The sequence below is a fragment of the Streptomyces hilarionis genome (assembly GCF_024539675.1).
GTDB lineage: Bacteria > Actinomycetota > Actinomycetes > Streptomycetales > Streptomycetaceae > Streptomyces > Streptomyces hilarionis.
This window is the reverse complement of sequence record NZ_JAHHIT010000147.1, coordinates 1-22,716: the sequence shown is the minus strand read 5'-3', so window position 1 is coordinate 22,716 and position 22,716 is coordinate 1. Positions and strand designations below refer to the sequence as shown.

General features: G+C 74.6%; 20 protein-coding genes and 2 pseudogenes. 8 read left to right on the top strand and 14 right to left on the bottom strand.

Annotated features, from left to right (window positions below):
• The first annotated feature begins 134 nt into the window (after positions 1-134).
• Positions 135-2,054 (top strand): AMP-dependent synthetase/ligase, encoded by a 1,920-nt coding sequence (locus KMS84_RS29885; RefSeq protein ID WP_256919594.1) that lies wholly within the window; start codon positions 135-137, stop codon positions 2,052-2,054.
• A gap of 90 nt (positions 2,055-2,144) precedes the next feature.
• Here the strand turns inward: KMS84_RS29885 and KMS84_RS29880 are convergent, their stop codons facing one another.
• From KMS84_RS29880 to KMS84_RS29870, 3 genes are all read right to left on the bottom strand, one after another.
• Positions 2,145-2,552 (bottom strand): rodlin, encoded by a 408-nt coding sequence (locus tag KMS84_RS29880; protein WP_256919593.1) that lies wholly within the window; start codon positions 2,550-2,552, stop codon positions 2,145-2,147.
• Positions 2,553-2,679: 127 nt separating this feature from the next.
• Complete coding sequence (locus KMS84_RS29875; RefSeq protein WP_256919592.1) at positions 2,680-3,711, bottom strand: LCP family protein; 1,032 nt, start codon at positions 3,709-3,711, stop codon at positions 2,680-2,682.
• Between the two features lie 105 nt (positions 3,712-3,816).
• Positions 3,817-4,227: a rodlin gene (locus KMS84_RS29870; RefSeq protein ID WP_108999531.1), complete on the bottom strand. Its 411-nt coding sequence runs from the start codon at positions 4,225-4,227 to the stop codon at positions 3,817-3,819.
• Positions 4,228-4,457: 230 nt separating this feature from the next.
• On the opposite strand from KMS84_RS29870, the gene KMS84_RS29865 reads away from it, so the two are divergent.
• The 4 genes and pseudogenes from KMS84_RS29865 to KMS84_RS29850 all read left to right on the top strand — a co-directional run bounded on the left by KMS84_RS29865 (position 4,458) and on the right by KMS84_RS29850 (position 6,559).
• Complete coding sequence (locus tag KMS84_RS29865) at positions 4,458-4,871, top strand: rodlin (RefSeq protein ID WP_256919591.1); 414 nt, start codon at positions 4,458-4,460, stop codon at positions 4,869-4,871.
• A gap of 315 nt (positions 4,872-5,186) precedes the next feature.
• Positions 5,187-5,414 carry a chaplin gene (locus KMS84_RS29860; RefSeq protein ID WP_256919590.1) on the top strand — a complete coding sequence of 76 codons (228 nt, stop codon included), beginning with the start codon at positions 5,187-5,189 and terminating at the stop codon, positions 5,412-5,414.
• 131 nt (positions 5,415-5,545) lie between these two features.
• Positions 5,546-5,749, top strand: a pseudogene (locus KMS84_RS29855) (chaplin); the annotation flags it as partial.
• Positions 5,750-6,442: 693 nt separating this feature from the next.
• On the top strand, positions 6,443-6,559 hold the full coding sequence (locus tag KMS84_RS29850; protein WP_256919596.1) for an LPXTG cell wall anchor domain-containing protein: 117 nt from the start codon (positions 6,443-6,445) through the stop codon (positions 6,557-6,559).
• Positions 6,560-6,637: 78 nt separating this feature from the next.
• Here the strand turns inward: KMS84_RS29850 and KMS84_RS29845 are convergent, their stop codons facing one another.
• The gene (locus KMS84_RS29845) at positions 6,638-7,882 is read right to left on the bottom strand and encodes an FAD-dependent oxidoreductase (RefSeq protein WP_256919595.1); all 1,245 of its coding nucleotides are present in this window, start codon (positions 7,880-7,882) and stop codon (positions 6,638-6,640) included.
• A complete protein-coding gene (locus KMS84_RS29840; protein ID WP_256919589.1) occupies positions 7,882-9,213 on the bottom strand; it encodes a carboxylate--amine ligase in 1,332 nt (443 codons plus the stop codon). Before KMS84_RS29840 ends, KMS84_RS29845 begins: the two co-directional genes overlap by 1 nt.
• Positions 9,214-9,375: 162 nt before the next feature.
• Here KMS84_RS29840 and KMS84_RS29835 point away from each other — a divergent pair, with 162 nt between their 5' ends.
• On the top strand, positions 9,376-10,764 hold the full coding sequence (locus tag KMS84_RS29835; protein WP_256919588.1) for a glycoside hydrolase family 26 protein: 1,389 nt from the start codon (positions 9,376-9,378) through the stop codon (positions 10,762-10,764).
• A 28-nt stretch (positions 10,765-10,792) separates the two neighbouring features.
• Here the strand turns inward: KMS84_RS29835 and KMS84_RS29830 are convergent, their stop codons facing one another.
• The 9 genes from KMS84_RS29830 to KMS84_RS29790 are packed head-to-tail and all read right to left on the bottom strand — an operon-like array spanning position 10,793 to position 21,604.
• Positions 10,793-11,908, bottom strand: a complete 1,116-nt coding sequence (locus KMS84_RS29830; protein ID WP_256919587.1) for a GNAT family N-acetyltransferase — start codon at positions 11,906-11,908, stop codon at positions 10,793-10,795.
• Entirely contained in the window at positions 11,905-12,552 is a 648-nt protein-coding gene (locus KMS84_RS29825) for a YveK family protein (RefSeq protein WP_256919586.1), read from the bottom strand. Before KMS84_RS29825 ends, KMS84_RS29830 begins: the two co-directional genes overlap by 4 nt.
• Positions 12,549-13,712 carry a glycosyltransferase gene (locus KMS84_RS29820; RefSeq protein WP_256919585.1) on the bottom strand — a complete coding sequence of 388 codons (1,164 nt, stop codon included), beginning with the start codon at positions 13,710-13,712 and terminating at the stop codon, positions 12,549-12,551. The genes KMS84_RS29825 and KMS84_RS29820 overlap by 4 nt, the downstream gene beginning before the upstream one ends.
• Positions 13,709-14,449, bottom strand: a complete 741-nt coding sequence (locus tag KMS84_RS29815) for a polysaccharide deacetylase family protein (protein ID WP_256919584.1) — start codon at positions 14,447-14,449, stop codon at positions 13,709-13,711. Before KMS84_RS29815 ends, KMS84_RS29820 begins: the two co-directional genes overlap by 4 nt.
• Complete coding sequence (murJ, locus tag KMS84_RS29810) at positions 14,436-16,382, bottom strand: murein biosynthesis integral membrane protein MurJ (protein WP_256919583.1); 1,947 nt, start codon at positions 16,380-16,382, stop codon at positions 14,436-14,438. Before murJ ends, KMS84_RS29815 begins: the two co-directional genes overlap by 14 nt.
• On the bottom strand, positions 16,379-17,851 hold the full coding sequence (locus tag KMS84_RS29805; RefSeq protein ID WP_256919582.1) for an O-antigen ligase family protein: 1,473 nt from the start codon (positions 17,849-17,851) through the stop codon (positions 16,379-16,381). The genes murJ and KMS84_RS29805 overlap by 4 nt, the downstream gene beginning before the upstream one ends.
• 8 nt (positions 17,852-17,859) lie before the next feature.
• A complete protein-coding gene (locus KMS84_RS29800; RefSeq protein WP_256919581.1) occupies positions 17,860-19,275 on the bottom strand; it encodes an exopolysaccharide biosynthesis polyprenyl glycosylphosphotransferase in 1,416 nt (471 codons plus the stop codon).
• A complete protein-coding gene (locus KMS84_RS29795; protein WP_256919580.1) occupies positions 19,272-20,447 on the bottom strand; it encodes a glycosyltransferase in 1,176 nt (391 codons plus the stop codon). Before KMS84_RS29795 ends, KMS84_RS29800 begins: the two co-directional genes overlap by 4 nt.
• A 53-nt stretch (positions 20,448-20,500) precedes the next feature.
• The gene (locus KMS84_RS29790; RefSeq protein WP_256919579.1) at positions 20,501-21,604 is read right to left on the bottom strand and encodes a DUF3344 domain-containing protein; all 1,104 of its coding nucleotides are present in this window, start codon (positions 21,602-21,604) and stop codon (positions 20,501-20,503) included.
• A gap of 240 nt (positions 21,605-21,844) precedes the next feature.
• Between KMS84_RS29790 and chpG the strand changes: the two genes are divergently transcribed.
• Together chpG and KMS84_RS29780 are read left to right on the top strand one after the other, a co-directional pair.
• Complete coding sequence (gene chpG / locus KMS84_RS29785) at positions 21,845-22,084, top strand: chaplin ChpG (RefSeq protein ID WP_256919578.1); 240 nt, start codon at positions 21,845-21,847, stop codon at positions 22,082-22,084.
• Positions 22,085-22,348: 264 nt separating this feature from the next.
• Positions 22,349-22,716, top strand: a pseudogene (locus KMS84_RS29780) (hypothetical protein); the annotation flags it as partial.

Here is a 22,716-nt window from a genome sequence, read left to right as displayed (position 1 = left end):
GCCCCGCCCCTCGCCCGCCGCGAGCCCCTCCCGGGGGGTGCGGCGGGCCCGTGCGACCTCTGGTGCGCAACCTTACTTATCAGTAAGTTACTCCCCGTCACACGCCAGCCCCACCGCGACCGGGAGAGCCGTCCATGGGTGTCCGCAGGGATCTGAAACGGGCCAGACAGCGCGCCGACCTGGCCTCCCGCACCCGGATCGACCTGCTGAGGGACGACACCGGGGCCGTGCGGGAGGCCCGCACCGCCCCCCTGGCGCCGCCGCTCGCCGCGGGCAGCATCGCCGACCTGCCCTTCACCAACGCAGCCGAGGCCCCCGACGCCGTCGTCCTGCGCCGCCGGGAGGCCGGTGCGTGGCGCCCCGTCACCGCGCGGGCCTTCGCCGACGAGGTCACCGCCGTCGCCAGGGGCCTGATCGCCGCCGGCGTCGAACAGGGCGGCCGCGTCGCGGTGATGTCCCGCACCCGCTACGAGTGGACGGTCCTCGACTTCGCCGTCTGGGCGGCGGGCGGCCGGGTGGTCCCCGTCTACGCCACCTCCTCGGCCGACCAGGTCGACTGGATCGTCCGCGACTCGGGCACGACCCTGCTCGTCGTCGAGAACGCGGACAACGCCGCGACGGCGACGACCGGCACGGCGCACCACCCGCACCCCCCGCGCATCCTGGCCATCGACGCGGACGCCCTGGGCGAGCTCACCGCTCTCGGCGCCGACGTCCCCGACGACGAGGTGACCAAGCGGCGCTCCGCCCTCACCCCCGACGCGATCGCCACCATCTGCTACACCTCCGGCACCACCGGCCGCCCCAAGGGCTGCGTCCTCACCCACGCCAACCTGCACGCCGAGGCCGCCAACACCCTGGAGCTGCTGCACCCCGTCTTCCAGGAGGTCACCGGCCAGACCGCCTCCACCCTCCTGTTCCTCCCCCTGGCCCACATCATGGGCCGCACCCTCCAGATCGCCTGTCTGGCCGCCCGCATCGAGACCGGCCACTTCCCGAGCGTCAAGCCCGACGAACTGCGCCCGGCGCTCAAGGAGTTCCGGCCCACCTTCCTGGTCGGCGTGCCCTATCTCTTCGAGCGCATCCACGACGCCGGGCGGGCCACCGCGGAGAAGATCGGCCGCGGCGCCTCCTTCGACCGGGCCGAACGCGTCGCCGTGCGCTTCGCCGAGGCGTACCTCGACCGGTTCCTGGGCCGGGGGAGAGGTCCCGGCCCCGGCCTCTACGCCGCCTGGGCGCTGTACGACCTGCTGGTCTACCGGCGCATCCGCCAGGAGCTCGGCGGCCGCATGCGCTACGCGATCAGCGGCGGATCCCCTCTCGACCGAACCCTCGGGCTCTTCTTCCACGCCGCCGGGATCGTCGTCTACGAGGGGTACGGCCTCACCGAGACCACCGCCGCCGCCACCCTCGTCCCACCCCTGGAGCCCCGCCCCGGCACGGTCGGCCGGCCCGTCCCCGGCACCGCCGTGCGCATCGCCGACGACGGCGAGGTGCTGATCAAGGGCGACGTGGTCTTCGCCGCCTACTGGAACAACCCGGTGGCCACCGCCGAGGCCCTGGCCGGCGACTGGTTCGCCACCGGAGACCTCGGCGCCCTCGACGACGACGGCTACCTCACGATCACCGGCCGCAAGAAGGACATCCTCGTCACCTCCGGCGGCAAGAACGTCTCCCCGGCCGTCCTGGAGGACCGGCTGCGCAGCCGCGCACCCGTCGGCCAGTGCCTCGTCGTCGGCGACGCCCGCCCCTTCGTCGCCGCCCTCGTCACCGTCGACCCCGACGCTCTCGCCCACTGGCTGGCCGTGCGGGGCCTGCCCGCCGACACCCCGCTCGCCGAGCTGACCGACGACCCCCGGCTCCGCGCCGACGTGCAACGCGCCGTGGACTACGCCAACGAGGCCGTCTCGCGCGCCGAGTCGATCCGCGCCTTCGCCCTGGTCGACGGCGAGTTCAGCGAGGCCAACGGCCTGCTCACGCCGTCCCTGAAGGTCAAGCGGCACGAGGTGACGCAGAGGTACGCCCGGGAGATAGAGGACCTGTACCGCAGGTGACGGGCCGTGAGACCACGCGTCGCACGGGCACGCACGACGGCGGGCCACCGGAGAACCGGTGACCCGCCGTCGCGGAACGCGGAGCGCTGCTCAGCCGTTGCCGACGCCGTTGCCCGCCAGGACCGAGATGTCGTCCAGGAGGTGCGACAGCGGCTCGTCGCCCTTGGCCTGGGTGCTGTTCTCGACGCACTGCTGGTTCTGCGGCGCGGACAGGATCGGGATGTCCTGGACGCCGATGTTGAGGGCCGCGATGAGCGACTGGGCGTTGATCTTCGCGGGCAGGCCGATGCACGGCTTGTTCAGCGAGCCCTGGACCAGCGAGAGCTGCGGGCTCATGTCGCCGAAGGTCGCCGAGTTGCCGAACTCCGACGAGGCGCCGTTGCCGCTGGCCGACGTGGTGCCGCTGTCGTCGCCGATGGCCAGCGCCTGCGGGGCGGTCACGGCCGCGAGACCGGCGACCGAGGCGGCGAGGGCCGCGGATGCCCACAGCTTCTTCATGTTCGTTCCCTTCGAAAGCGGGCTCCCGGGGGAGGAGCTGCGTGATCAACAACGTGCGCCACCCGCCCGGGGTTGCGTGCTGTGCCCCGATCGGCCCAGCGCACCGGGCGCGGCGGCCGCGCGCCCCTCAGGTGCACGCGTACGCGCTCCCGCGCACCGGCACCGTGCTGCCGAGGACGGTCGGCGGGTCGGCGGGCCGGGGGTTCGCGTTCGGGGCGACCAGGGGCTGGTCCTTGCGCACCTTCGCGAAGAGCGCGTCCGCCTTCTGCTCGTCCCAGGTCAGCGCCGCGCCGATGCCCAGGGACGCCGGGGCGAACCCGCTGATCGGCACCGTCGTGAACTCCGTGGCCGAGGGGGGCAGCCCGCGCAGCGCGGACGCCTCCTGGACGAGTTCGTTCAGGGAGAAGCCCTGCGGGCCCGACCCGAGCAGCGTGCGCGCCAGGTGCAGTGCGCGTCCCGGGTCGCCGAGCAGCCCGCGCCCCTGCAACTCCCGCCAGGCCTGCACCAGGAACCGCTGCTGACGCTGGATGCGGCCGAGGTCGGCGCTGGAGTCGACGTGCCGGGACCGGACGTACTGCAGGGACCTGCCGCCGTCGAGCCGGTGTTTGCCGGGCGTGAGGTCCAGGCCGGTCGCGGAGTCGCGCAGCCGTCGGGGCGTGCACACCTCGACCCCGCCGGCCTCGTTCACCGTGTCCATGAAGCGCCGGAAGTCCACCTGTACGAACCGGTCGACGTTCACCCCGGTCATCGACTCCACGGTCGCCACGGCGAGCTCGGGTCCGCCTTCCTGGAAGGCCGCGTTGAGCTTCGCCGGATGCGGCGGACGCTCCCCGGCGCCCGCCCCCTGGCGGTACGGCGGGATCTGCGCGGCGGAGTCGCGGGGCATGCCGATCACGCTGACACGGTCCCGGTGGGCGGAGAGATGGATCAGCATCAGGACGTCCGTGCAGCCGCAGGGCTGTCCGCCGGCGTGGAACTGCTGTTTCTCCGCGTCGCTGATGACGTCCCGTTCGTCGGTGCCCATCAGCAGGATGTTCATCGCGCGCGGGACGTGTTCCCTGCCGGGCAGCGCGGAGGCGCCGAGCAACGCGCCCGCGCAGGCGAGGACGACTCCGGGAATCGCCAGGCGGCGCGGCCAAGGGTTTGTCTTCACCGTCACGCGCCGCACGCTAGAACAGCGGGCCGCCGATGATCCGGCGGCCCGCTGTAAGGGCGGAGATTCCACCCCTGGGCTCAGGAAATGAACCCGTTCACCACGTCGGGCTCAGTGGTTGGCCGCACCGTTGCCGGAGAGCGCGGAGATGTCGTCCAGGATGTGCGACAGCGGCTCGTCGCCCTTGGCCTGGGTGCTGTTCTCGACGCACTGCTGGTTCTGCGGCGCCGACAGGATCGGGATGTCCTGCACGCCGACGTTGATGAGCGCGAGGACCGACTGCACGTTGGCCTTCGCCGGCAGACCGATGCAGGGCTTGTTGAGCGAGCCCTGGATGAGCGCCATCTGCGGGCTCATGTTGCCGAAGGTGGCCGAGTTGCCGAACGACTGGCTGGCGCCGTTGCCGCTGGCGGACGTCGTGCCGCTGTCGTTGCCGATGGCGAGGGCCGGGGCGGCTGCGACGGCGGACGCGCCGACGACGGAGGCGGCGACCGCAGCGGTGGCCAGTACCTTCTTGATCACTTGTGAATCCCTTTCGTGAAAAACCCCGTCCACCGGAGTGTTCTGGTTAACCAACGATCCGTGTTTTGGTTCCTCGCCTTCACTCCGATGGCCTATCGGTGAGAGCGCGGCCCGGCGTGTCGGGGAAACCGATCGGGTGACGTGCCGCAACCAAACCGGCGACAACGTGTTGGTTCGGTGGCAGGCACATGGTCCTGGCCCGGAGCCAGGACAGGGAAAGGAATAGCGAAATGCTGAAGAAGGCAATGGCCGCGGCTGCGGTCGCCGCTTCCGTCATCGGAGTGTCGGCGGCTGCCGCCCCCCAGGCGCTTGCCATCGGGGACGACGCGGGCACCACCTCCGCCAGCGGCAACGGAGCGCACGAGGCGTTCGGCAACTCGGTGACCAAGGGCGACATGAGCCCCCAGGCGACCCTGGTCCAGGGCACCGCCAACAAGCTGTGCGTGGGCCTGCCGGTCAAGGCCGACCTGCAGTCGCTGGTCGCCGTCCTCGCGAACGTCGGCGTTCAGGACATCCCCGTCCTGTCCGCTCCGCAGAACCAGCAGTGCGCCGAGAACAGCACCCAGGCCAAGGGCGACGAGCCGCTGTCGCACATCCTGGACGACATCTCCGCCCTCTCGGGCAACGGTGCGGCCAACGGCTGACGCTTCACCGGCGCCGCCCGCCGCACGGTCCGTCCCTCTTCCGGCGGCCGTGCGGCGGTCGTGTTTTTCGCGGCCTCTTCCCCTCCGGTTCCGCGGGAGTTGTCCCGCCGCCCGGGTGAACCGTTTTTTCGCTGATGAGTCCGACCTGTTGATTATATGAAGGCGTTCGAGTGAATTCTCGCGCCACGCGTGTTCCTCAGTTTCTTCGGCCGTCTATCTGTCGTTTGCAGCCTGCGAGTCATGGTGCGAGCCCTTCCGGTTGCGCTCGCTCGGTTTCGACCGTCATCTGGGCATGACCGCAGAGAAGGGAAACTCATGAAGAAGAGCGCTGCTGTTGTCGCGGGTCTGATCCTGGCCCTGGGCGGGGCCGCCCCCGCCTTCGCCGACGCCGGTGCCAACGGTGCGGCCGTCGGCTCGCCGGGCGTCCTGTCGGGCAACGTCATCCAGGTTCCGATCCACATCCCGGTCAACGTGTGCGGCAACACGATCAACGTGCTCGCGCTGCTGAACCCGGCCGCGGGCAACACCTGCGTCAACGACTGACGACGCGTCACCACCGGCCGCCGACGGCCGGAACGAGGCCGGCCCTGGACGACTGCGTGTGGTCCAGGGCCGGCTTTTCCACTTCTCCGAGCAGGAAGACAACGGAATTGCGACAGACCCTGAGCAGGGGAATGGTCGCGGCGGCTGCCGCGACGAGCATTCTGTCCCTGTGCGGGGGCGGGTACGCCCTCGCCGACTCACAGGCAGAGGGGGCCGCCAAGGGAGCGCCCGGCGTCCTCTCGGGCAACCACGGCCAGGCACCGGCGCACGTCCCGGCGAACGTCTGCGGCGACTCGGTCGACGCCGTCGCGGCGCTCGACCCCGCCTTCGGCGCCGCCTGCGCCAACGCCTCGGCCGCCCACCGGCGCAGCTCCCGCACCGCACCCGCCGACGACGACTCCGGATACGGAAGCTCCCCGAGCAAGGGCTCCGACCACGGCGGCTCCGCATACGGGGACTCCGACCACGGCGGCCCCGGGTACGGGGACTCCGGGTACGGGGACCACGGCAACGGGAACGAGGGCCCCGCGGACGACTGCGGAGGCTACGGCGACACGTGCGGCGGCGGTCACAGCAGTCCGCCCGGTGGCGGTCACTCGTCCCCGCCTGGTGGCGGTCACAGCAGTCCGCCTGGTGGTGGGCATTCGTCCCCGCCCGGGGGTGGGCACAGCAGTCCGCCCGGTGGCGGTCACTCGTCCCCGCCCGGTGGCGGCCACAGCAGTCCGCCTGGTGGTGGGCATTCGTCTCCGCCCGGTGGCGGCCACAGCAGTCCGCCTGGTGGCGGTCACTCGTCCCCGCCCGGCGGGGGCCACAGCAGTCCGCCCGGTGGCGGTCATTCGTCTCCGCCCGGGGGCGGGCACAGCAGTCCGCCCGGTGGCGGTCACTCGTCCCCGCCCGGTGGCGGGCACTCCTCGCCTCCTTCGGGTGGCGGGCATTCGACACCGCCCCCGCACGGGGGTCACAGCACGCCTCCGTCCGGGGGCGGGCACACCATGCCGCCCGGGGGCGGCGGGCACGATCGGCCCCAGTTGCCGCACACCGGCAGTGACAGCGCGGCGTTGCTGGCCGCCTCCGGGGTGAGCGCGGCGCTCATCGCGGGCGGCGCCGTCCTGTACCGGCGCGGCAAGGGCGCCTCGCGCCGCTGAACCCCACGGGTGCCGGGCGCTCCGCGCGTCCGGCACCCGTGTCCCGTCCCACCACGGACGCGCCACCCCGCCCCCGCCTCAGCCGCGGACGCTCTGCGCCGCCCCGCGCCGGACCGGCGCCGGGATCACCCCGGCCGGCCCGCCGGTGCGCAGCCGGCGCCGTACGCCTCGCACGAGGGTCCCGGCCGTGAACGTCGCGCCGTGGACGAAGCGCATCGCCGGGCCGAAGCCGGCCGCCGTGACCAGGCCGGCCAGGAACAGTCCGGGGTGGGAGGTCTCGAAGTCCGGGCCGACCTCGGGGGAGCCGTCCGCCACCACGGCCAGCGTGTCGCGCAGTTCGGGGGTGAGCAGGCCGAGCCGGTCGCGCGTCGCCCGGAAGCCGGTGGCCGCGATCACGTGCTCGGTCTCGACGCGGCCCGCGCCCGTCACCTCCAGCCGGACCCCGCCCGGCACCGCCCGCGCCGCCGTCACCTCGTGGCCCAGCCGCACCTCCACCGAGCCCTCCACACGGTCGCGCACCCACCACGCCCCCGCCGGTCCGAGCGCCGTCGCCGCGATCCGGGCCCGGGTCGGCTCCCGCAGCCGGCGGTACAGGCCGGGGTGTTCGGCGTAGAACCAGTTCCGCCAGCCGCAGCCGAGCCCGCTGTGCGGCGAGCGGGCCGACCGCCACCACGGCCGCTCCCAGGGCGGCGGCACGTCGTTCCAGGTCAGCCGGTCGGCACGGGTCAGGACCCGGACGCGGGTGCCCTGTTCGGCGAGGAGCGCGGCCGTCTCCAGGGCGGCCTGGCCGCCGCCGATCACCGTGACGTCCCGGCCGCGGAATCTCCCGAGGTCGCCGTGGTGGCTGCTGTGCGTGACCAGGTCGCGGGGCAGGGCGCGCAGGGCGGCGGGGAGTTCGACGAACGGCGTCACGCCGACGGCGAGCGCGACCGTGCGGGCCCGGACCGTCTCGCCGTCCTCGGTGACCGCCTCGAAGCAGCCGGGGCGGGGCGTGATGCGGGCGACCGTGCGCTCGTCCACCCCGGGGACCGCGTTGCGGGCGAACCACAGGCCGTACTCGGCGAACGTCCGTACCGGGATCGGCTGCCCGTGCCGGGCGGCGGCGCCGCGGGTCGCGCAGTACGCGTCGAGCCGCAGGCGGGCCGCCGGGTCGGAGAGGTTGGAGGCCCACGGCTCGGACTTCAGGAACATCCCGTCCGGCATGTTGTCGCGCCAGGAGGCCATCGGCCGGCCGAAGACGCGCAGGCTCAGCCCCGCGTCCGCGGCGTGGGACGCGATGGACAGGCCGTACGGGCCGGCGCCCACCACCAGCAGGTCGTACATCAGCATCTGCTCGCTCTCTCGTCGTCGGTCGGTTCGGTCGGGGTCGGGCCCGCGGCGCCGGTCAGGCCCGGCAGGCCGGTCAGGGACGGCGGGGGCGGCGGCGACTGGCGGACCACCCTGGGCCGCTCGCCGGTGACGCCCGCCGTGCCCGGCCGAGGGAGCCGGCCCAGCAGCCGGCGGGCGACATGGGCGCCCCACAGGCCCCACATGGCGCGTCCGGGCGCGATGTCGTCGTGCGCGTGCCAGGCCAGCTCGCGATTGCGGCGCGAGGGGCGCAACGCGGCCAGCGGCGCGTAGTTCTCCACGACGAACGCCCGTCCCGGCTGGGGCGCCCGCACCGGCAGCGGACGGTGGGTCAGGTCGAGGTGCTGGGCGCGGACGACGTCCAGTCCGGCGGCGTCGGCGAAGAGCCGGAACTGGGCGCCGGGGCGGGGGTTGAAGTCGAGCAGGTGATAGGCGCCCGTCGTGCCGCAGCGGCGGAAGTCGAGGTCGAAGACGCCCCGGTAGCCGAGGCTGTCGGCGAGCCGCTCGGCGTGCGCCCCCACCTGCGGGTTGTCGGTCCATTCGCCCACCGCCGTGAGACCCGCCCCGCGCGGCCAGGCGCACAGCTTGCGGCCGGGGCCGCCGGCGGCGAGCGTACCGGAGCGGTCGGCGTAGCCGTGGAAGAACCAGTCGCGGTCCGGTCCCGGCGGCAGGAACGTCTGCAACAGCAGGCGGCTGCCCGCCTCGTCGGTGCGCAGGTAGAGGTCGCGGGCCTCCTGGCTGGAGCGCACCACGACCGTGCTGCGCAGCCCCGAGGCGGCGGGCAGCAGCCAGGGACGGCTCCACTTGGCGACCACCGGCAGGCCGAGCCGCCAGGCGGCGGAGGCGGCCTGGTCCGCGCTCTCGGGCACCAGGGTGACGGGGTGCGGTACGTCGGCCGCCGCGCACAGCGCGGCCAGTTCGGCCTTGTCGGCGACCAGTTCGGGCACATGGCAGGGCTGTTGCGGCAGCAGGTAGGCGGGCGCCAGCTCCGCCCGCAGCCGGCTCACGGCGATCGCGCCCGCGTCGTCCATGGGGATCAGCACGGCGGGCCGTTCGACGCGGGCGGCGACCCGCAGCAGCACGGCGGCGATGTCGGCGGGGTCGGCGCCGGGCCGCGGCGGGGGATGCAGCCGGGTCACGAACCGGGAGGCGCTCACCGGGCTTCCCGTCGAGTCGGCGATCACGTGCACGTCGACTCCGGCCCGGCCGAGCGAGCGCACGGCGCCCAGCGTGCCGTGGTGAAAGGGATTGCGGTCGATCCGCAGGAGGACGGCGGGGACGCGGGTGTCGAGGGGCGACTGGGGCATGTGCTGCGTTGTCCTTCGGCTCGTTTCACCGGAATGGGCGAGGGAGGCACTCGAAAGCCCTAACGGCGGTGGCGTGATTCCTTTTCGTGTGACTTTCATATGACTGAGTGTCAGTAATGCGCGGGCAGTGCGCGTTACGCGAAAGTGGAGAAAGGAGCAGGCATGGCTCCACAACAGCGACGCGCACGGTCCCGCCGGCTGGCCGTCGTCGCGGCGGCGGTCGCGGCATCGGCCGTCCTGGCGTCCGGACCCGGATTCGCCGCGGGCGCGGGGGTGGTGCGGGTCGCCGATCCTCCCGCTCCCACCCCGACCGTTCCGGCGCCCGCCGCGGCGGACCCGGCCGGTCCCGCGCCGAGCGCGACACCGGCCCCGCCGGCCGCACCGGTGACGCCCGCTCAGAGTCCGGACCCGTCCGCCGAGTCCGCCGCGCCCAGCCCGTCCGGCGCGACCGCGGCGCCGACCCCCTCCGGCACGGCCGCCACGAGCGCCCCCGCCTTCGGCGCCTACCTCGACTACGACGCCCGGGGCGTGGCCCGGATCGCCGAGCTCAGCGAGTGGCTGGGCGGCTCGAAGCTGCGCGTCGGCCACACCTACCTGCCGGGCGACCGGTGGCACAACATCGAGGGCCCGCCCGGCTTCCTCGACGTGTGGGCGGACTGGCGGCGGGAGGAGGACGACCGGATGCTCGTCCTCAACGTGCCCATGATGGAGCGCAACGAGGAGGGCGTCTCCGACGCCGAGGTGCGCAGGCTGCTGCGGCAGGGCGCGGCGGGGGACTTCGATCACCACTTCCGGGCCCTCGCCCGGCGGCTGGTCGCGCTGAAGGTGCCGGACACCGTGATCGTGCTCGGCTGGGAGATGAACGGCATCACGTACACCCATCGCTGCGGGCCGGACCCCGAGGCCTGGAAGCGGTACTGGAACAGGATCGTCTCGGCGATGCGTTCCGTGCCCGGCCAGAAATTCAGGTTCGACTTCACGCCGAGCCGCGGCAAGGACGCCGTCGCGTGGACCGAGTGCTATCCCGGGGACGACACCGTCGACATCCTGGGAATGGACTCCTACGACCAGCCGACCGGCCTGTCGTTCGACGAACAGGTGAGAGAACCGTACGGACTCCAGGCGCACGTGGATTTCGCCAGAGCCCACGGCAAGCCCATCTCGTATCCCGAATGGGGACTCTTCCGCAACGGTGACAACGCCGAGTACATGCGGCGCATGATCGCCTGGATGGACGAGCACAGGCCGCTGTACAACACGCTGACCGACTACTGCCCGCACGGCGTGTGGCAGTGCCGGCAGAACCCCCGCGCGTCCGAGGTCTACCGTTCGCTGCTGTCGGGCCGCGTCGACGGACCGGGCACGACGCCCACGACCCCGGCGCCCTCCCAGGAACCGTCCGTGGAGCCGACGCCCCCGCAGTCGCCCGCTCCCGACCCGACCGGCGAGCCCCCGGCGAACTGCACGCCGATGGACCTCGGCGACTGGGTCGAGTACTGGCTCGGCGGCAAGCTCTGCTTCCGCCTGGACTGGTGGCCGAACTCCGAGTGATCCGCGGTGCGGTGGCGGCAGGCCCGCGTCAGGACCTGCCGCCACCGGCTCGCTCCCTCCGCTGCTCCGCCCGGAGCAGCAACTCCTTGCCGCGCCGGCGCGCCGCCACGTCGCAGACGGCCGCCGACAGCAGCGGGGCGGTGCGCCGACGGGCCAGCAGCAGCCGCTGGTTGACGACCGGTTCGGGCCGCCAGTGGTGCTTGTACGGTTCGTCCCCGCGCAGCAGGCTCAGCGCGGCGCGCCCCCCGTCCCGGGTGTGCTCCGCGCACGCGTCCAGCAGCATCACCGCGACGTCCGCCTTGCTCTCCCGCAGCCGCGGATGGGCTCCGTACAGATACCCCCCAGCCAGCCGTCGCGACAGCAGGGTCAGGTCGACGGCCACCACGTCGTCGTCCAGCCGGAACTCGGTCACCACCGCGTCCCCGGCGCGCACCATCGGCCCGACCGAGCGCACCAGGTGCTCGCAGAAGCGCGAACGCAGGTGTTCTCCCGTCACCTTGCGGCCCTGCCACTGCAATGCGTGCAGTTCCAGCAGCCGCCGCAGCGCCGCGTCCACCTCATCCGGGCAGACCGCCTGGCGCTGCACACCGAGCGCGGTCAGCTTGCGCAGCTTGGCGCGCACCCGCTGCGCCTTGGCCGACGGCAGCCGGGCCACCAGGTCCTCCATGGGGACGGCCGGCAGCTCCAGGCACACCGAGTCGCTGACCCGCCGGCGCGGCCCGTGCCAGCGTTCGTAGACCTGCTCCACCGCGCCGCCGGGCCGCACCTCGCGGAAGTCGATCAGCGCGGTCCGCGCGACCCCGGCGAGCGCGTCGGTGAGCGCGTCGACGGCCCGCTCACCGTGTCCGTCGTCGACGAGGACGTCCCCGTAGTCGGAGATCGCCCCGCCGAGCGGCACGAGCGCGGGCAGCGGCCGGCGGACGGCCGTCAGCGGGGCCGCCGCGACCAGTTCGTCGCCGTCGCGCACCAGCAGCAGCCGCAGCCGGCCGGGCCGCCCGTAGGAGAGCCACCACGAGTGCAGCCAGGCGTGGCTCTGGAACGGCGTGGCCGTCGCGCACCGCCGGTACAGCCGGCCCCAGGCGGGCGCCAGTTCGGCGAAGGCCCGCTCGTCGGTGACGAGTTCGGTCGTGAGCGTCGGCTTCACAGCGCTCCGTGGGCGTCCGCGGCCAGGGCCGGGCCGGGGACGGCGGCCGGGCGCCCTGCCTCCTCCCGCGCGCCCCGCCTCGGCCGCACCAGCAGGACCAGCCCGCCGAGCAGTCCGCCCGCGCTCGCCCCCACCAGCCCGGTCACCGCCGGGGACGGCGAGGACGGCGCGGTCGGCCGCACCGCGCGGGCGAACTGCTGCAACTCGACGTTGGTCGCGGCCTCGGAGCTCTTGGCGTGCTGGGTCAGCGCGCGGGTGACGGCGTTGGCCATGTCGGCGGCGAGGTCGGCACGCGGCGAGGTCGCCGTGATGGCGACCATCGGGGCGTCCGGGGACGTCGCCGTCTGCACGTTCTGCTGAAGCGTCCTCACGGGCACGCCCGCCCACACCTGGGCGTCGCCGAGCACGGCGAGCTGCGTGGCGACCCGGCCGTAGGCCTGCGCGAAACCGAGCGCGGACGCCGGGTCCGACTTGGCCGTCGGCACGGCCACGACGTAGGCGGTGGCCGTGTACACGGGCGGTTTGACGGCGCCGTACGCGCCGCCGAGCAGACCGCCGGCGACGACGCCGGCCGCCAGCAGGGACCAGGGCGGCAGCGTCCTGGCGCGGCGCAGGGGGGCAGGACGACGGGGGTTCTCGGTCATGGGGAACTGACTCCCTGGGGTGTCGGGGAAGCGGAGGACGACCGGGGTGGTCCGGTGAGGGCGGCCGCGTACACGTCCATGAGCTGGGCGGCGCTGCGGGTGATGTCGTAGTGGCGGGCGGCGTCCGGGGCGGCCCGCCGACCGGGGGCCGGCGCAGGCGTCCCGGTCAGCGCGCGGACGAACGCCGCGGCGCCGCCGCTCACCCGGCGGGCGCCGGCCACCGGCGCGGGCAGGTGCTCGATCGCGGGGCAGGAGGCGTACAGCACGGGAAGCCCCGAGGCGAGCGCCTCCACGGCTGCGAGGCCGAAGGTCTCCTCGGGGGAGGGGGAGACGAACACGTCCATCGCGCTGAGGAGGGAGGGCAGGTCGGGGCCCGGGGTGCCGTCGGGCACGCACGGGCGTTCGCCGGTGAACAGGACGCGGTCGGCGACCCCCGACTCGTGGGCGAGGCGCCGCAGCACGCTCTCCTCCGGCCCGCCGCCCACCAGCAGCAGCCAGTGGTCGCCGGGGAGGCGGGCGAGGGCGTGGACGAGGACGTCGAAGCGTTTGCCGGCCGCGAGCCGCCCCACGCCGCCGACGACCCGGGCGTCGTCCGGCAGCCCGAGCCGTCGGCGGGTGGTCACCCGGGCCTGCGGGTCGAAGCGGAAGCGGGCCAGGTCGACGCCGTTGGGCACGACCTCGATCCGGGGAGCCGGCACGCCCCAGTCGAGCAGCCGGTCGGCGACCGTGGGGGAGACGGCGACCGTGGTGCGGCCCAGCCGTTCGCTGGCGAGGTAGAGGGCGCGCACGCCGGAGGTCAGCGCGCGGCCCTCCAGCTGCGACTCGCCCAGCGAGTGCTCGGTGGCGACGATCGCGCGGACCCCGGCCAGGCGCGCGGCCGGCCGGCCGTAGACGCAGGCCCGGTAGAGGTGGGTGTGCACCAGGTCGTAGCCGCCGGAGCGGATGATCCGCACCAGCCGGGGCAGCGCGCCGAGGTCGCGGTTGCCCGCCATGCCGAGGTGGACGACCCGGACCCCGTCCTCGGTCAGTCCGGCGGCCACCGCGCCCGGGTTCGTCAGCGTCACCACGTCGCACCGCGCGGGCAGATGGCGCAGCAGCAGCCGCAGTTGCTGCTCCGCGCCGCCGACGCCGAGTCCGGTGATGATGTGCAGCGCCTTCACCGCAGCCCCTCCACGGGACGCCGGCGCAGCCCGTGCAGCCGGTACTTCAGAGCCAGACGCAGGGCGCCGTCGTTCTGTCCGACGTGCAGCCGGGGCAGCGCGTGCAGGCCGTTCAGCGGGCCCGGGTCGATCGCGCAGGCGTAGGCGTAGCCGGCCTCGCGCACGGCGTCCACGGCGCGCCGGTCGATCGTCCCGTAGGGGTAGCAGAACCCGTCGGGCCCGGCGCCCAGCAGGTCGGCGAGCACGGCCCGGCTCTCCACCGTCTCCGTCTTGAGCGTGAGGTCGTCGGCCGCGGTCAGGTCGACGTGGGTGAGGCCGTGCGAGCCGATCTCGACGCCCTCGTCGGCCGCGCGCCGGATGCCGTCGGCGGTCAGCAGGGGCTTGCGCGGGCCCAGCGGGTCCCAGGCGTTGTCGCCGCCCAAGCGGCCGGGCAGCACGAAGAGGGTGGCCGTGCAGCCGTTGCGGCGCAGGACGGGCAGCGCCCCGGTGAGGAAGTCGGCGTACCCGTCGTCGAAGGTGAGACCCACCAGGTCGCGGCCCTCGCCGCGGGCGCGGGCGGCGAGCAGCTCGGCCATGGAGACGCCGCGCAGCCCGCGCCGGCGCAGCCACCGCAGCTGCTCGTCCAGTCGCTCGGGGGTCACGGTGATGCGGTACGGGTCCTCGGAGCAGTCGCCGACGGAGTGGTACATCGCCACCCACGGGACGGCGGCGGGAGTGACGCGGTCAGGAGCGGCCATGGGAGACCCTTCGGGTCGCGGAACGGAGGAATCGGAGTGCGCGGACGACGCCCTGGGCTCGCAGGGCCACGCCGAGCGACAGGAAGACGACGGTCACGGTGAGCCCGCCGACGACGAGCCCGGGGAGCGCGTCGTCGCACCCGCGGGCGGCGAGGGCCCCGGCCACCGTCGCCACCAGGGCGGCCCGCACCGGCCGGCTCAGCTCGCGCAGCACGCCCCGGACGCCGACGGGGACGCTGCGCGGGCCCATCCCGGCCAGCAGCACCAGGGCGGTGACGGTGATGCCGACGGCGTTGGCGGCGGCGATCCCGTAGACCCCCCAGGCATGGACGCTCTCGGCGCCGATCCAGGAGGTGACGACGATGCCGCAGGCCATCGCGCCGACCGGGTACCAGGTGCCGCGGCCCGCGGAGAAGTAGGAGCGCACCAGCACGCCCGTGAGGGTCTGGCCGAGCAGCCCCAGCGCGTACACCCGCATCAGCCCGGCCGTCGCCGCGGTGTCCCGCGCGGTGAACGCGCCCCGCTGGAACAGCACCTCGATCATCTGCGGTGCGCAGGCGACCACCGCCGCCGTGCCGAGCAGCACGATGCACGCGGCCAGCGCCAGGTCCCGCTCGACACGGTCGCGGGCGCGTGCCACGTCCCCTTCGGCCAGCGCCCGCGCGACGACGGGGAAGGTGACCGTGCACACCATCACCGACAGGATCATCGGCATCTGCGCGACCTTCTGCGCGTAGTTGAGGTGCGAGATCGCGCCGGCCGGCAGCTGCGAGGCGAGGAAGCGCTCGACGAGGACCTGGGACTGCCGGCACAGCGCGAACAGCAGGACGGTCGCCAGGAGCGCGGTGTCGAGGGGCCGGGGCGCCTCCTGCGCCGCCGCCGAGGCCCGCTCCCCCTCCCCGGACCGCCTCCTCAACCGACCGGCCAGGGAGGGAAGTTGGACGAGCACCATGAGGACGCCGCCGACCGCGACCCCGGCCGCCGCCGACCGCACCCCCCAGCGGCCGCCGAGCGCGTACATCCCGGCGATGATGCCGACGTTGTAGGCCACGTAGATCGCCGCCGGCGCGACGTACCGCCGGTGCGCGCGCAGGGCGGCGCTGCAGTACCCGGCGAGCCCGAAGCTCACGGCGCAGGTGGCGGTGAGCCGGGTGCAGTCGACGGCGAGCGCGGGGTCGGGCAGGCCGGGCGCGAGGACCTCGACGAGCTGCGGAGCCGTGCCGATCAGGAGCGCGCCCACCGCGACGAAGGCCAGCGACAGCCGGGGGAGCGTGCCGGCGACCAGGGCGCGGACCGGGTCGCCGGGCGCGCCCCGGGAGCGGCGGGCCAGTGCCATGCTGAACGCCGGGATCAGCGCGAACGCCAGTCCGTCCTCGATGAGGAGGGTGGCGGCGAACTCGGGCACGGTCCACGCGACGAGGAACGCGTCGGTGTCGCTGCCCGCCCCGAACAGCCGGGCCAGCGCCTGGTCCCGGAGCAGCCCGAGCAGGGCGCCGGCCACGGACAGCGCGGCGGTGACGAGAGCCGCCCGGGCGAGGAAGCCGCGGGACGCCGCCGGAACGTCGCAGGGTTCCCGGCCGTCGGCCCCGTCGGTCCCCTCCCCGCTCCGAGCCGCCCCGGTCGCCCCGGGGACCGCGGCGGCACCGGCCTTCCGGGCGGTCCCGGGGGCCGGGGCGGCGTCGGTCGTCCAGGCGGTCCCGGTCGTCCAGGTCGTCCCGGCGCTTCCGGCCCCACCGGTCGTCCAGGTCGTCCCGGCTGCCTCCGCCGCCCTCGAAGCCCCGACCGCCCCGGCCGCCTGCGAGGCCTCAGCCGTCCCGGCGGTCCCTGCCGTCCCGGTCGTCTCGGTGGCCTTGGTGGACGGCGGGGCGTCCCGTGCCGGGGGCACGGACGGGGGGCCGTCCGTGCGAGGCGTCCGGGGAGGCGTGAGGGTCATCGCGCGAGCGCCTCCTCGCGGCCGTCGGCGCCGACCAGCGCCCACCAGGCCACGACCCCGAAGACGACGGCCGTCAGGACGGTGGAGGGTCCGCCGATGTCGGCGTACACGAAGTCGATCAGCTGCCAGACCAGCAGGCCGCAGGCGACGAGCGCGCAGTCCAGTCCGGGGCCCGCGCGCCGCACGCGGGACCAGCCCCGCAGCCCGCGGGCCAGCAGCGCCAGCCAGCCGCCCGCCAGGGCGAGCAGCCCGATCAGGCCCTGCTCGGCCAGGACCAGCAGGTACATGTTGTGCGGGGACAGCAGCGGCTGCCGGACGAAGCCCGAACCCGCGCCGTCGGTGTCGCTGCCGGAGGACAGGGCGAGCGGGGCGTGCGCGTCCCGGTGCTCGGGGAACCCCTTCAACCCCACGCCGGTGAGGGGCTGTTCGCGCCAGATGCCGATCGCGGCCGCCCACAGCGTGTACCGGTCGGTGACCGACTGGTCGGGGGCGTCGGCGACCTGGGTGATGCTGTCGACGCGTTCCTGGAGCATCGCCGAGCCGACCCCGAAGCCGCCGACGAGGACCACCCCGGCCGCCAGGACCACCGCGCCGACCGTCAGCGCCCGCCGCAGTCCGGCGAGAGCCAGCTGGACCGTGCAGGTCAGCGCGGTCGCGATCCAGGCGCCCCGGCTGAAGGAGAGCGCCAGCGGCGCCAGCAGCGCCAGCGCGCAGCAGGCGGCGACCGCCCGCTGCCGCGCCCGGGAGCGGCCGAGCGCGAGCCCGAGCGCGCAGATCAGCCCGAAGGACACGACGGTCGCCATGCCCATCACGTCCTGCGGCCCGAACGTGCCGACCGCCCGGATCGTCTCGCCCTGGTACGAGGCGCCGGTCGCGGTGACGAACTGGTGGACGCCGACCGCCCCCTGCCACCCCGCGAGAGCGACGAACGACCAGGCCAGCACCCGGAAGTCGGCCCGGTCGCGGACCAGGAGCACGACGGCCGCCGGGACCAGCACGAAGATCTGAAGGTAGCGGCCCAGGCCGGTGAGGCCCGCGCCCGGCGAGGAGGCGCCCATCGCGGCGAGCGCGAGTCCGGCGACCGGCAGGGCGAGGAGCAGCACGGCCGTCCCGGACAGCGGACGCCGTCGCTGCCGCAGCAGCCGGACCGCGCAGAACAGCACGACCAGCGCGGACAGCGCGTCCGCCGGTCCCGCGCCGCCCTCGCCGCCCGGTGAGAGCGGCAGACAGAGCAGGGCGAGCACGGCGACCACGGGCAGGACCGGGGACGGCGTCCGCGCGGACGACGGCGGCAGGGGGAGGGCCGGTCCGGGATGCGCCGGCGACGGGCCGCGCGGCGCCTCGTGCGGTGCGTCGCATGAGGCGGACGCGCCCGCGTGGGCGTAGGCGGGCGGCCCCGGAGGCAGGGCGAACCGCCGTGCCAGGCGGCGCAGCGCCGGCGGGAAGCTCCGGACGGGTCCTGGGGTCATCGGCGGTTTCAGCTCCCGGTCGGTCGCACGAGGGCGGCCGCGGTGCGCAGCAGGATGCACACGTCCTGCCACAGCGACCAGTTGTCGATGTACGCGTTGTCGAAGCGGGCCCGGTCCTCGATCGAGGTGTCGCCGCGCAGCCCGTGCACCTGGGCGAGGCCGGTGATGCCGGTCTGCATGCGGTGGCGGGCCGCGTAGCCGGGGTAGCTCTGGCTGAACTGGCCGACGAAGAAGGGACGTTCGGGCCGGGGGCCGACCAGGCTCATGTCGCCGCACAGGACGTTCCACAGCTGGAGCAGCTCGTCCAGCGACGTCTGGCGCAGGAACCGGCAGAAGGGGTTCATCTTGCGTTCCCCGGCCACGCTCCAGCGGGTCGCCGCCTCGTGCTCGTCGACCGGGCGGTGGGTGCGGAACTTCAGCAGGGTGAAGGGCCTGCCGTCCTTGCCGATGCGCTCCTGCCGGAACACGACGCCGGGCCCGTCGGTCAGCCGCAGCACGGTCGCGCACAGCAGCAGCAGCGGGCTCACCAGCAGCAGCAGCATTCCGGAGACCGCGACGTCCAGCAGGCGCTTGCCGAGGCTGCCCCGGCGCCGGGCGCCCATGTCGAGGCGCCGGCAGGAGAACCCGGCGAGCTGTTCGCGGCTCGCGTAGGAGGGGGTGTCGGCGTCGAGCTCCCACACCGTGCAGCCGGACTCGGCGAGCGCCCGCAGCAGCGGGCCCTGCACACCGCGCACGGCCGGGTGCACGCACAGGACCTCCCGCACGCTGTTCTGGATGAGGGCCCGCTGCACCTCCTGACCGGTGGTCAGGACCGGCAGGCCGTCGGCGCCGTCGGGCTTCTCGGCCACGATCCCCACCGGACGGACCCCGCACCGGGGGTGACGCAGCACGGCGGCGGCCACCCGCTGCGCGGTCGTGGCGGGCCCGATGACGAGCGCGGCGCGCGGGCGGCGCAACAGCGCCCGCCGCCGCCGCAGATGGACGACCGCCCGGCCGGCGCAGCAGGCGACGGCCTGGGCCGTGCAGCCGAGGAGCAGGGTGCGGGCCGAGAGCGGGTGCCCGGGGTGCCACGCGCCGACGACCGCGGCCAGCGCCAGCCAGCCCACCGCGATCCGGCCGCACAGCGCGGGCACTTCGTCGAGCACCCCCGCCACCGGACGGCTGCGCTGTGGACGCAGCAGCATCGTCGCCGCCACCAGCACGGCGGTCAGCAGCGGCCGGCGGTGCGCGCCGGTCAGCGTCAGCGCGCCGGCCAGCGCGGCGAGGCCGTCGGTGAGCAGCAGCGGCAGCGGCGACGCGGGCCGTGCGGGGGGCCGTCGGGCGGGGAACCTGAATCCCGTCGCACTCTCCCGGCGCGGGATGACCGAGACGGACGAGTATCCGGGCTGCGCGCCAGGAGAGGGGACGGTGCTTTCCGCAGTCACGAGTGGATGGACTCCCTGCACTCGGTGGGCGCGACGGGCGCCCCTTGTGTGGTCGTGAGCAGCTCGCGGTACAGGCCCGCCACCGTCTCGGCCGTGTGCCGCACGTCGTGCGCGGCCAGGACGTGCCGGCGCCCCTGGTGGCCGAGCGACTCGCGCAGCAGCGGGTCGAGGAGCAGCGCGGTGACGGCGTCGGCCAGCGCCGCCGGGTCCTCGGCGGGTACCAGACAGCGGGGCGCGAGGGCCTCCGGCAGGCTCTCCCGTGCGCCGTCCACGTCCGTGACCACCACGGCCCGCCCGCAGGCGAGCGCCTCCAGCGGGGCCAGCGCCATGCCCTCCCACCGGGACGGCAGCACCACCAGGTCGGCGGCCTGGTACCAGGGCACGGCGTCGGGGACGGCGCCGGCGAACAGCACCGACTCCGGCGCCCCGTGCCGCAGCCGTTGCGCGTCCGGTCCGTCGCCCACCAGCACCAGCCGGGCGCCGGGCGTGCGCCGTGCTACGGCGTCCCACGCCCGCAGCAGGACGTCCTGCCCCTTCTGCCGGCACAGCCGCCCCACGCACACCACCAGCGGGGCGGCCGCGTCGAGCCCGGGCAGCAGGGCGGCGCGCACGGTGTCGACGGGGGCGGGGTGGAAGCGCTCGGGATCGATGCCGTTGGGGACGACGCTCCACCGTCCGGCGATCCCGGCGCGCACACCCGTCTCGCGCTCGGCCTCGCTCACGCAGACCAGCCGGTCCGTCCAGCGCGCCCCGAGCCGCTCCCAGCGCAGTGCGAGCGCCGCCGTGGGGCCGCCGACGGCCTCGAAGGACCAGGCGTGGGGCTGGAACACCGTCGGGATCCGCCCGCGCAGCGCGAGCCGGCCGGCCAGCCCGGCCTTCGCGCTGTGCGCGTGCACCAGATCGGGGCGTACGTCGTCGATCAGGCGTGCGAGCCGCCGCACCTCGCCCGGGAGCGAGGGCCCGGGCGACCGGGCGGCCGTCCAGCGCCGCACGTCCGCGCCCAGGGACCGCAGGTCCTCGGCCAGCCGGCCGGCCGGGCAGGCCACCGTGACGTGCAGACCGGCCGCGAGCTGGGCCCGCGTCAGGTCCGTCACGACCCGGGCGACCCCGCCGTCCACCGGCTGGGTGAGGTGCAGGACCCGGGTGCTCCGGTCGGGCTCTGGCAGGTGCATTGCGCGGATTCCTCGCTCACGGTGGCGCTCGGGACGTGCGGGAACGCGCCTGACTACTTCTTCCGTGTGTCGACGGCGACGAAGAGCGCCCCGGCCCACGCCGCGTCCCGGTGGGCAACGAGCCGAACCGCCAGACGGTCACCGCCGAACCGCAAACCCCTGCGCAGATCGAACACGTCGGAGTCGTAGCCGAGGGTGTTGGCGTACGCCGGTACACGCGCCGCCGGAGCCTCCCCCGGCTCGCTGATCGTGGAATTCAACACATCGTCAGATGGGTTGACCGGGTTCGTGAGCGCGACGGGGGCCCGGTCACCGGTCGACACCATGAGCGAATCACCCGAACGGCCGCGGTCGCCGTCGTAGGCGACCAGCCCGGCCCGGCCGCCCGCGGCCGCCGGGACACGCAGCCCGCGCAGCCGGATCTCCTTGCCGGCGGGGGCGTCGAGGGCGTCGAAGCCGTCCCAGACGGACAGGTCCCGCAGCGGCTCGGCCGGGTTCTCGTACGCCACGACCAGCGTCCAGCCGCCCCAGGCGCCGGCCGCCGACCTGCCCATGGCCACGTTGACCTGCGCGACCGTGTACAGGCCCGAACCGCTGTCGCGCACCAGCTTCGTGACGTCGGCGGAGGCCTGGAAGGCGTCGGCGCCGTGCGCCGCCCGGTGGCCGACGACGGTGTCGGCGAGCACCGCCTTGTACGCGCCGCCCGGCTCGGCGATCAGCACCCGCCCGTTGTCCTTGGGCGGCTTCTGCTCGCCGACCCGCAGGTTGCCGCCCCAGTACAGCCGTGCGTACGACACCCGCGCGCCCTTGGGCAACCGGACCTCGGCGCGGGAGGAGTTGTAGGTGTTGGGGTCGTCGTCGACGTCGACGTAGAACATGTCGAAGTCGTCGTTGCGCGCCGCCCGGCCCGCGCGCACGGCCGGGCAGGCGGGGACCGCCGCGGCCGCCGGCGCGGCGCGGCAGCTGATGGCGGCGTTGGCCGCGCGCACGATCCCGCCGTGCTGCGTGGAGTGGTAGCGCTGGGCGAAGGCCAGGCGTGGGGCCTCCGCGGCCGGCGGCGCGCCGGCGGCCCGGGCGCCGCCCGGCGCCCAGAGTGCGGCGAGGGCGAGGACCCCGACCGTGGCGCGATGCAGCGTCGGAACCAGGGAATTGCGCATGACCGGCGGTGCCCTTTCGTGCGATTTGCTTGCTATAGGCGTACGTCGGATGGGGCGCAACTCTAACCGCTGTCCGGATTAATCCCCTGAAACCGGTCAAAGGTGTCGGAATGGTGAAGCTCGTTCGCCGGAGACATCACTCATTCGGCCGCACAACCCCCGTGAGCCCCACGCGTTGACTTCAGCGCCGGGCATCCCCGCCCAGGTGTTTGTGTCAAAACCCCCAAGGAGCACCTCTCCATGTCGCGTATCGCGAAGGGCCTGGTCCTGACCTCCGTTGCCGCCGCGGCCGTCGCCGGCGCCTCCGGCATCGCCGCCGCCGACAGTGGCGCGAACGGCGTCGCCGAGCACTCCCCGGGCGTGCTGTCGGGCAACGTCGTCCAGGTTCCCGTCCACATCCCGGTCAACGTCTGCGGCAACACGATCAACGTGATCGGCCTGCTGAACCCGGCGTTCGGCAACACCTGCGTCAACGACTGACGTCACCTCCCCGAGAGGTCACGACACGTCATTCGCCGAACGGCCGCCCTCCTGCCAGGAGGGCGGCCGTTCGCGTGTCGTGGGCGTTGCCCCGGACGGGGGAAGCGGGACCCTCCTCCTCGGCGACCCCCGGCACGCTCCCCATCAGGGGCGATGCGGGTGGTGTGAGCTGCGAGGAGTCACCCGGTGCGACGGTTGTGTTGCGGGGTGCGACGGTGCTTTGCACCGTGAGCACGAGACCCGACGCAATCGAAAGGATTTCCCATGCGTGGTCTGCCCGTACGGCGTATCGCTTCCACCGCACTGTGCGCCTCCTTCGTCCTCGGACTCGCCGCACCCGCCGCCCTGGCGGCCGACGGCGCCGCACCCCGCGAGCGCGTCGCAGCTGCCTCCGATGCGCCCGTCCCCGGTGTCGCCGCGCTGCTCGCCCAAGGCAAGGGTCTCGGTGATCTCAGCGCCGTCCTCGCCCCCGTCACGCAGACGCTCACGACCGCCCTCAAGGCCGACGACGGCCGCCTCACCCCCGGGCAGGCGACCCGGCTCGGCGACGCCGTCAGGACGGCCGTCGCCAAGATCTCCGCCGAGACCCCGGCCGCCCCCGCGTGGGAGCGGCTCGTCGGGCCCGCCGCCCG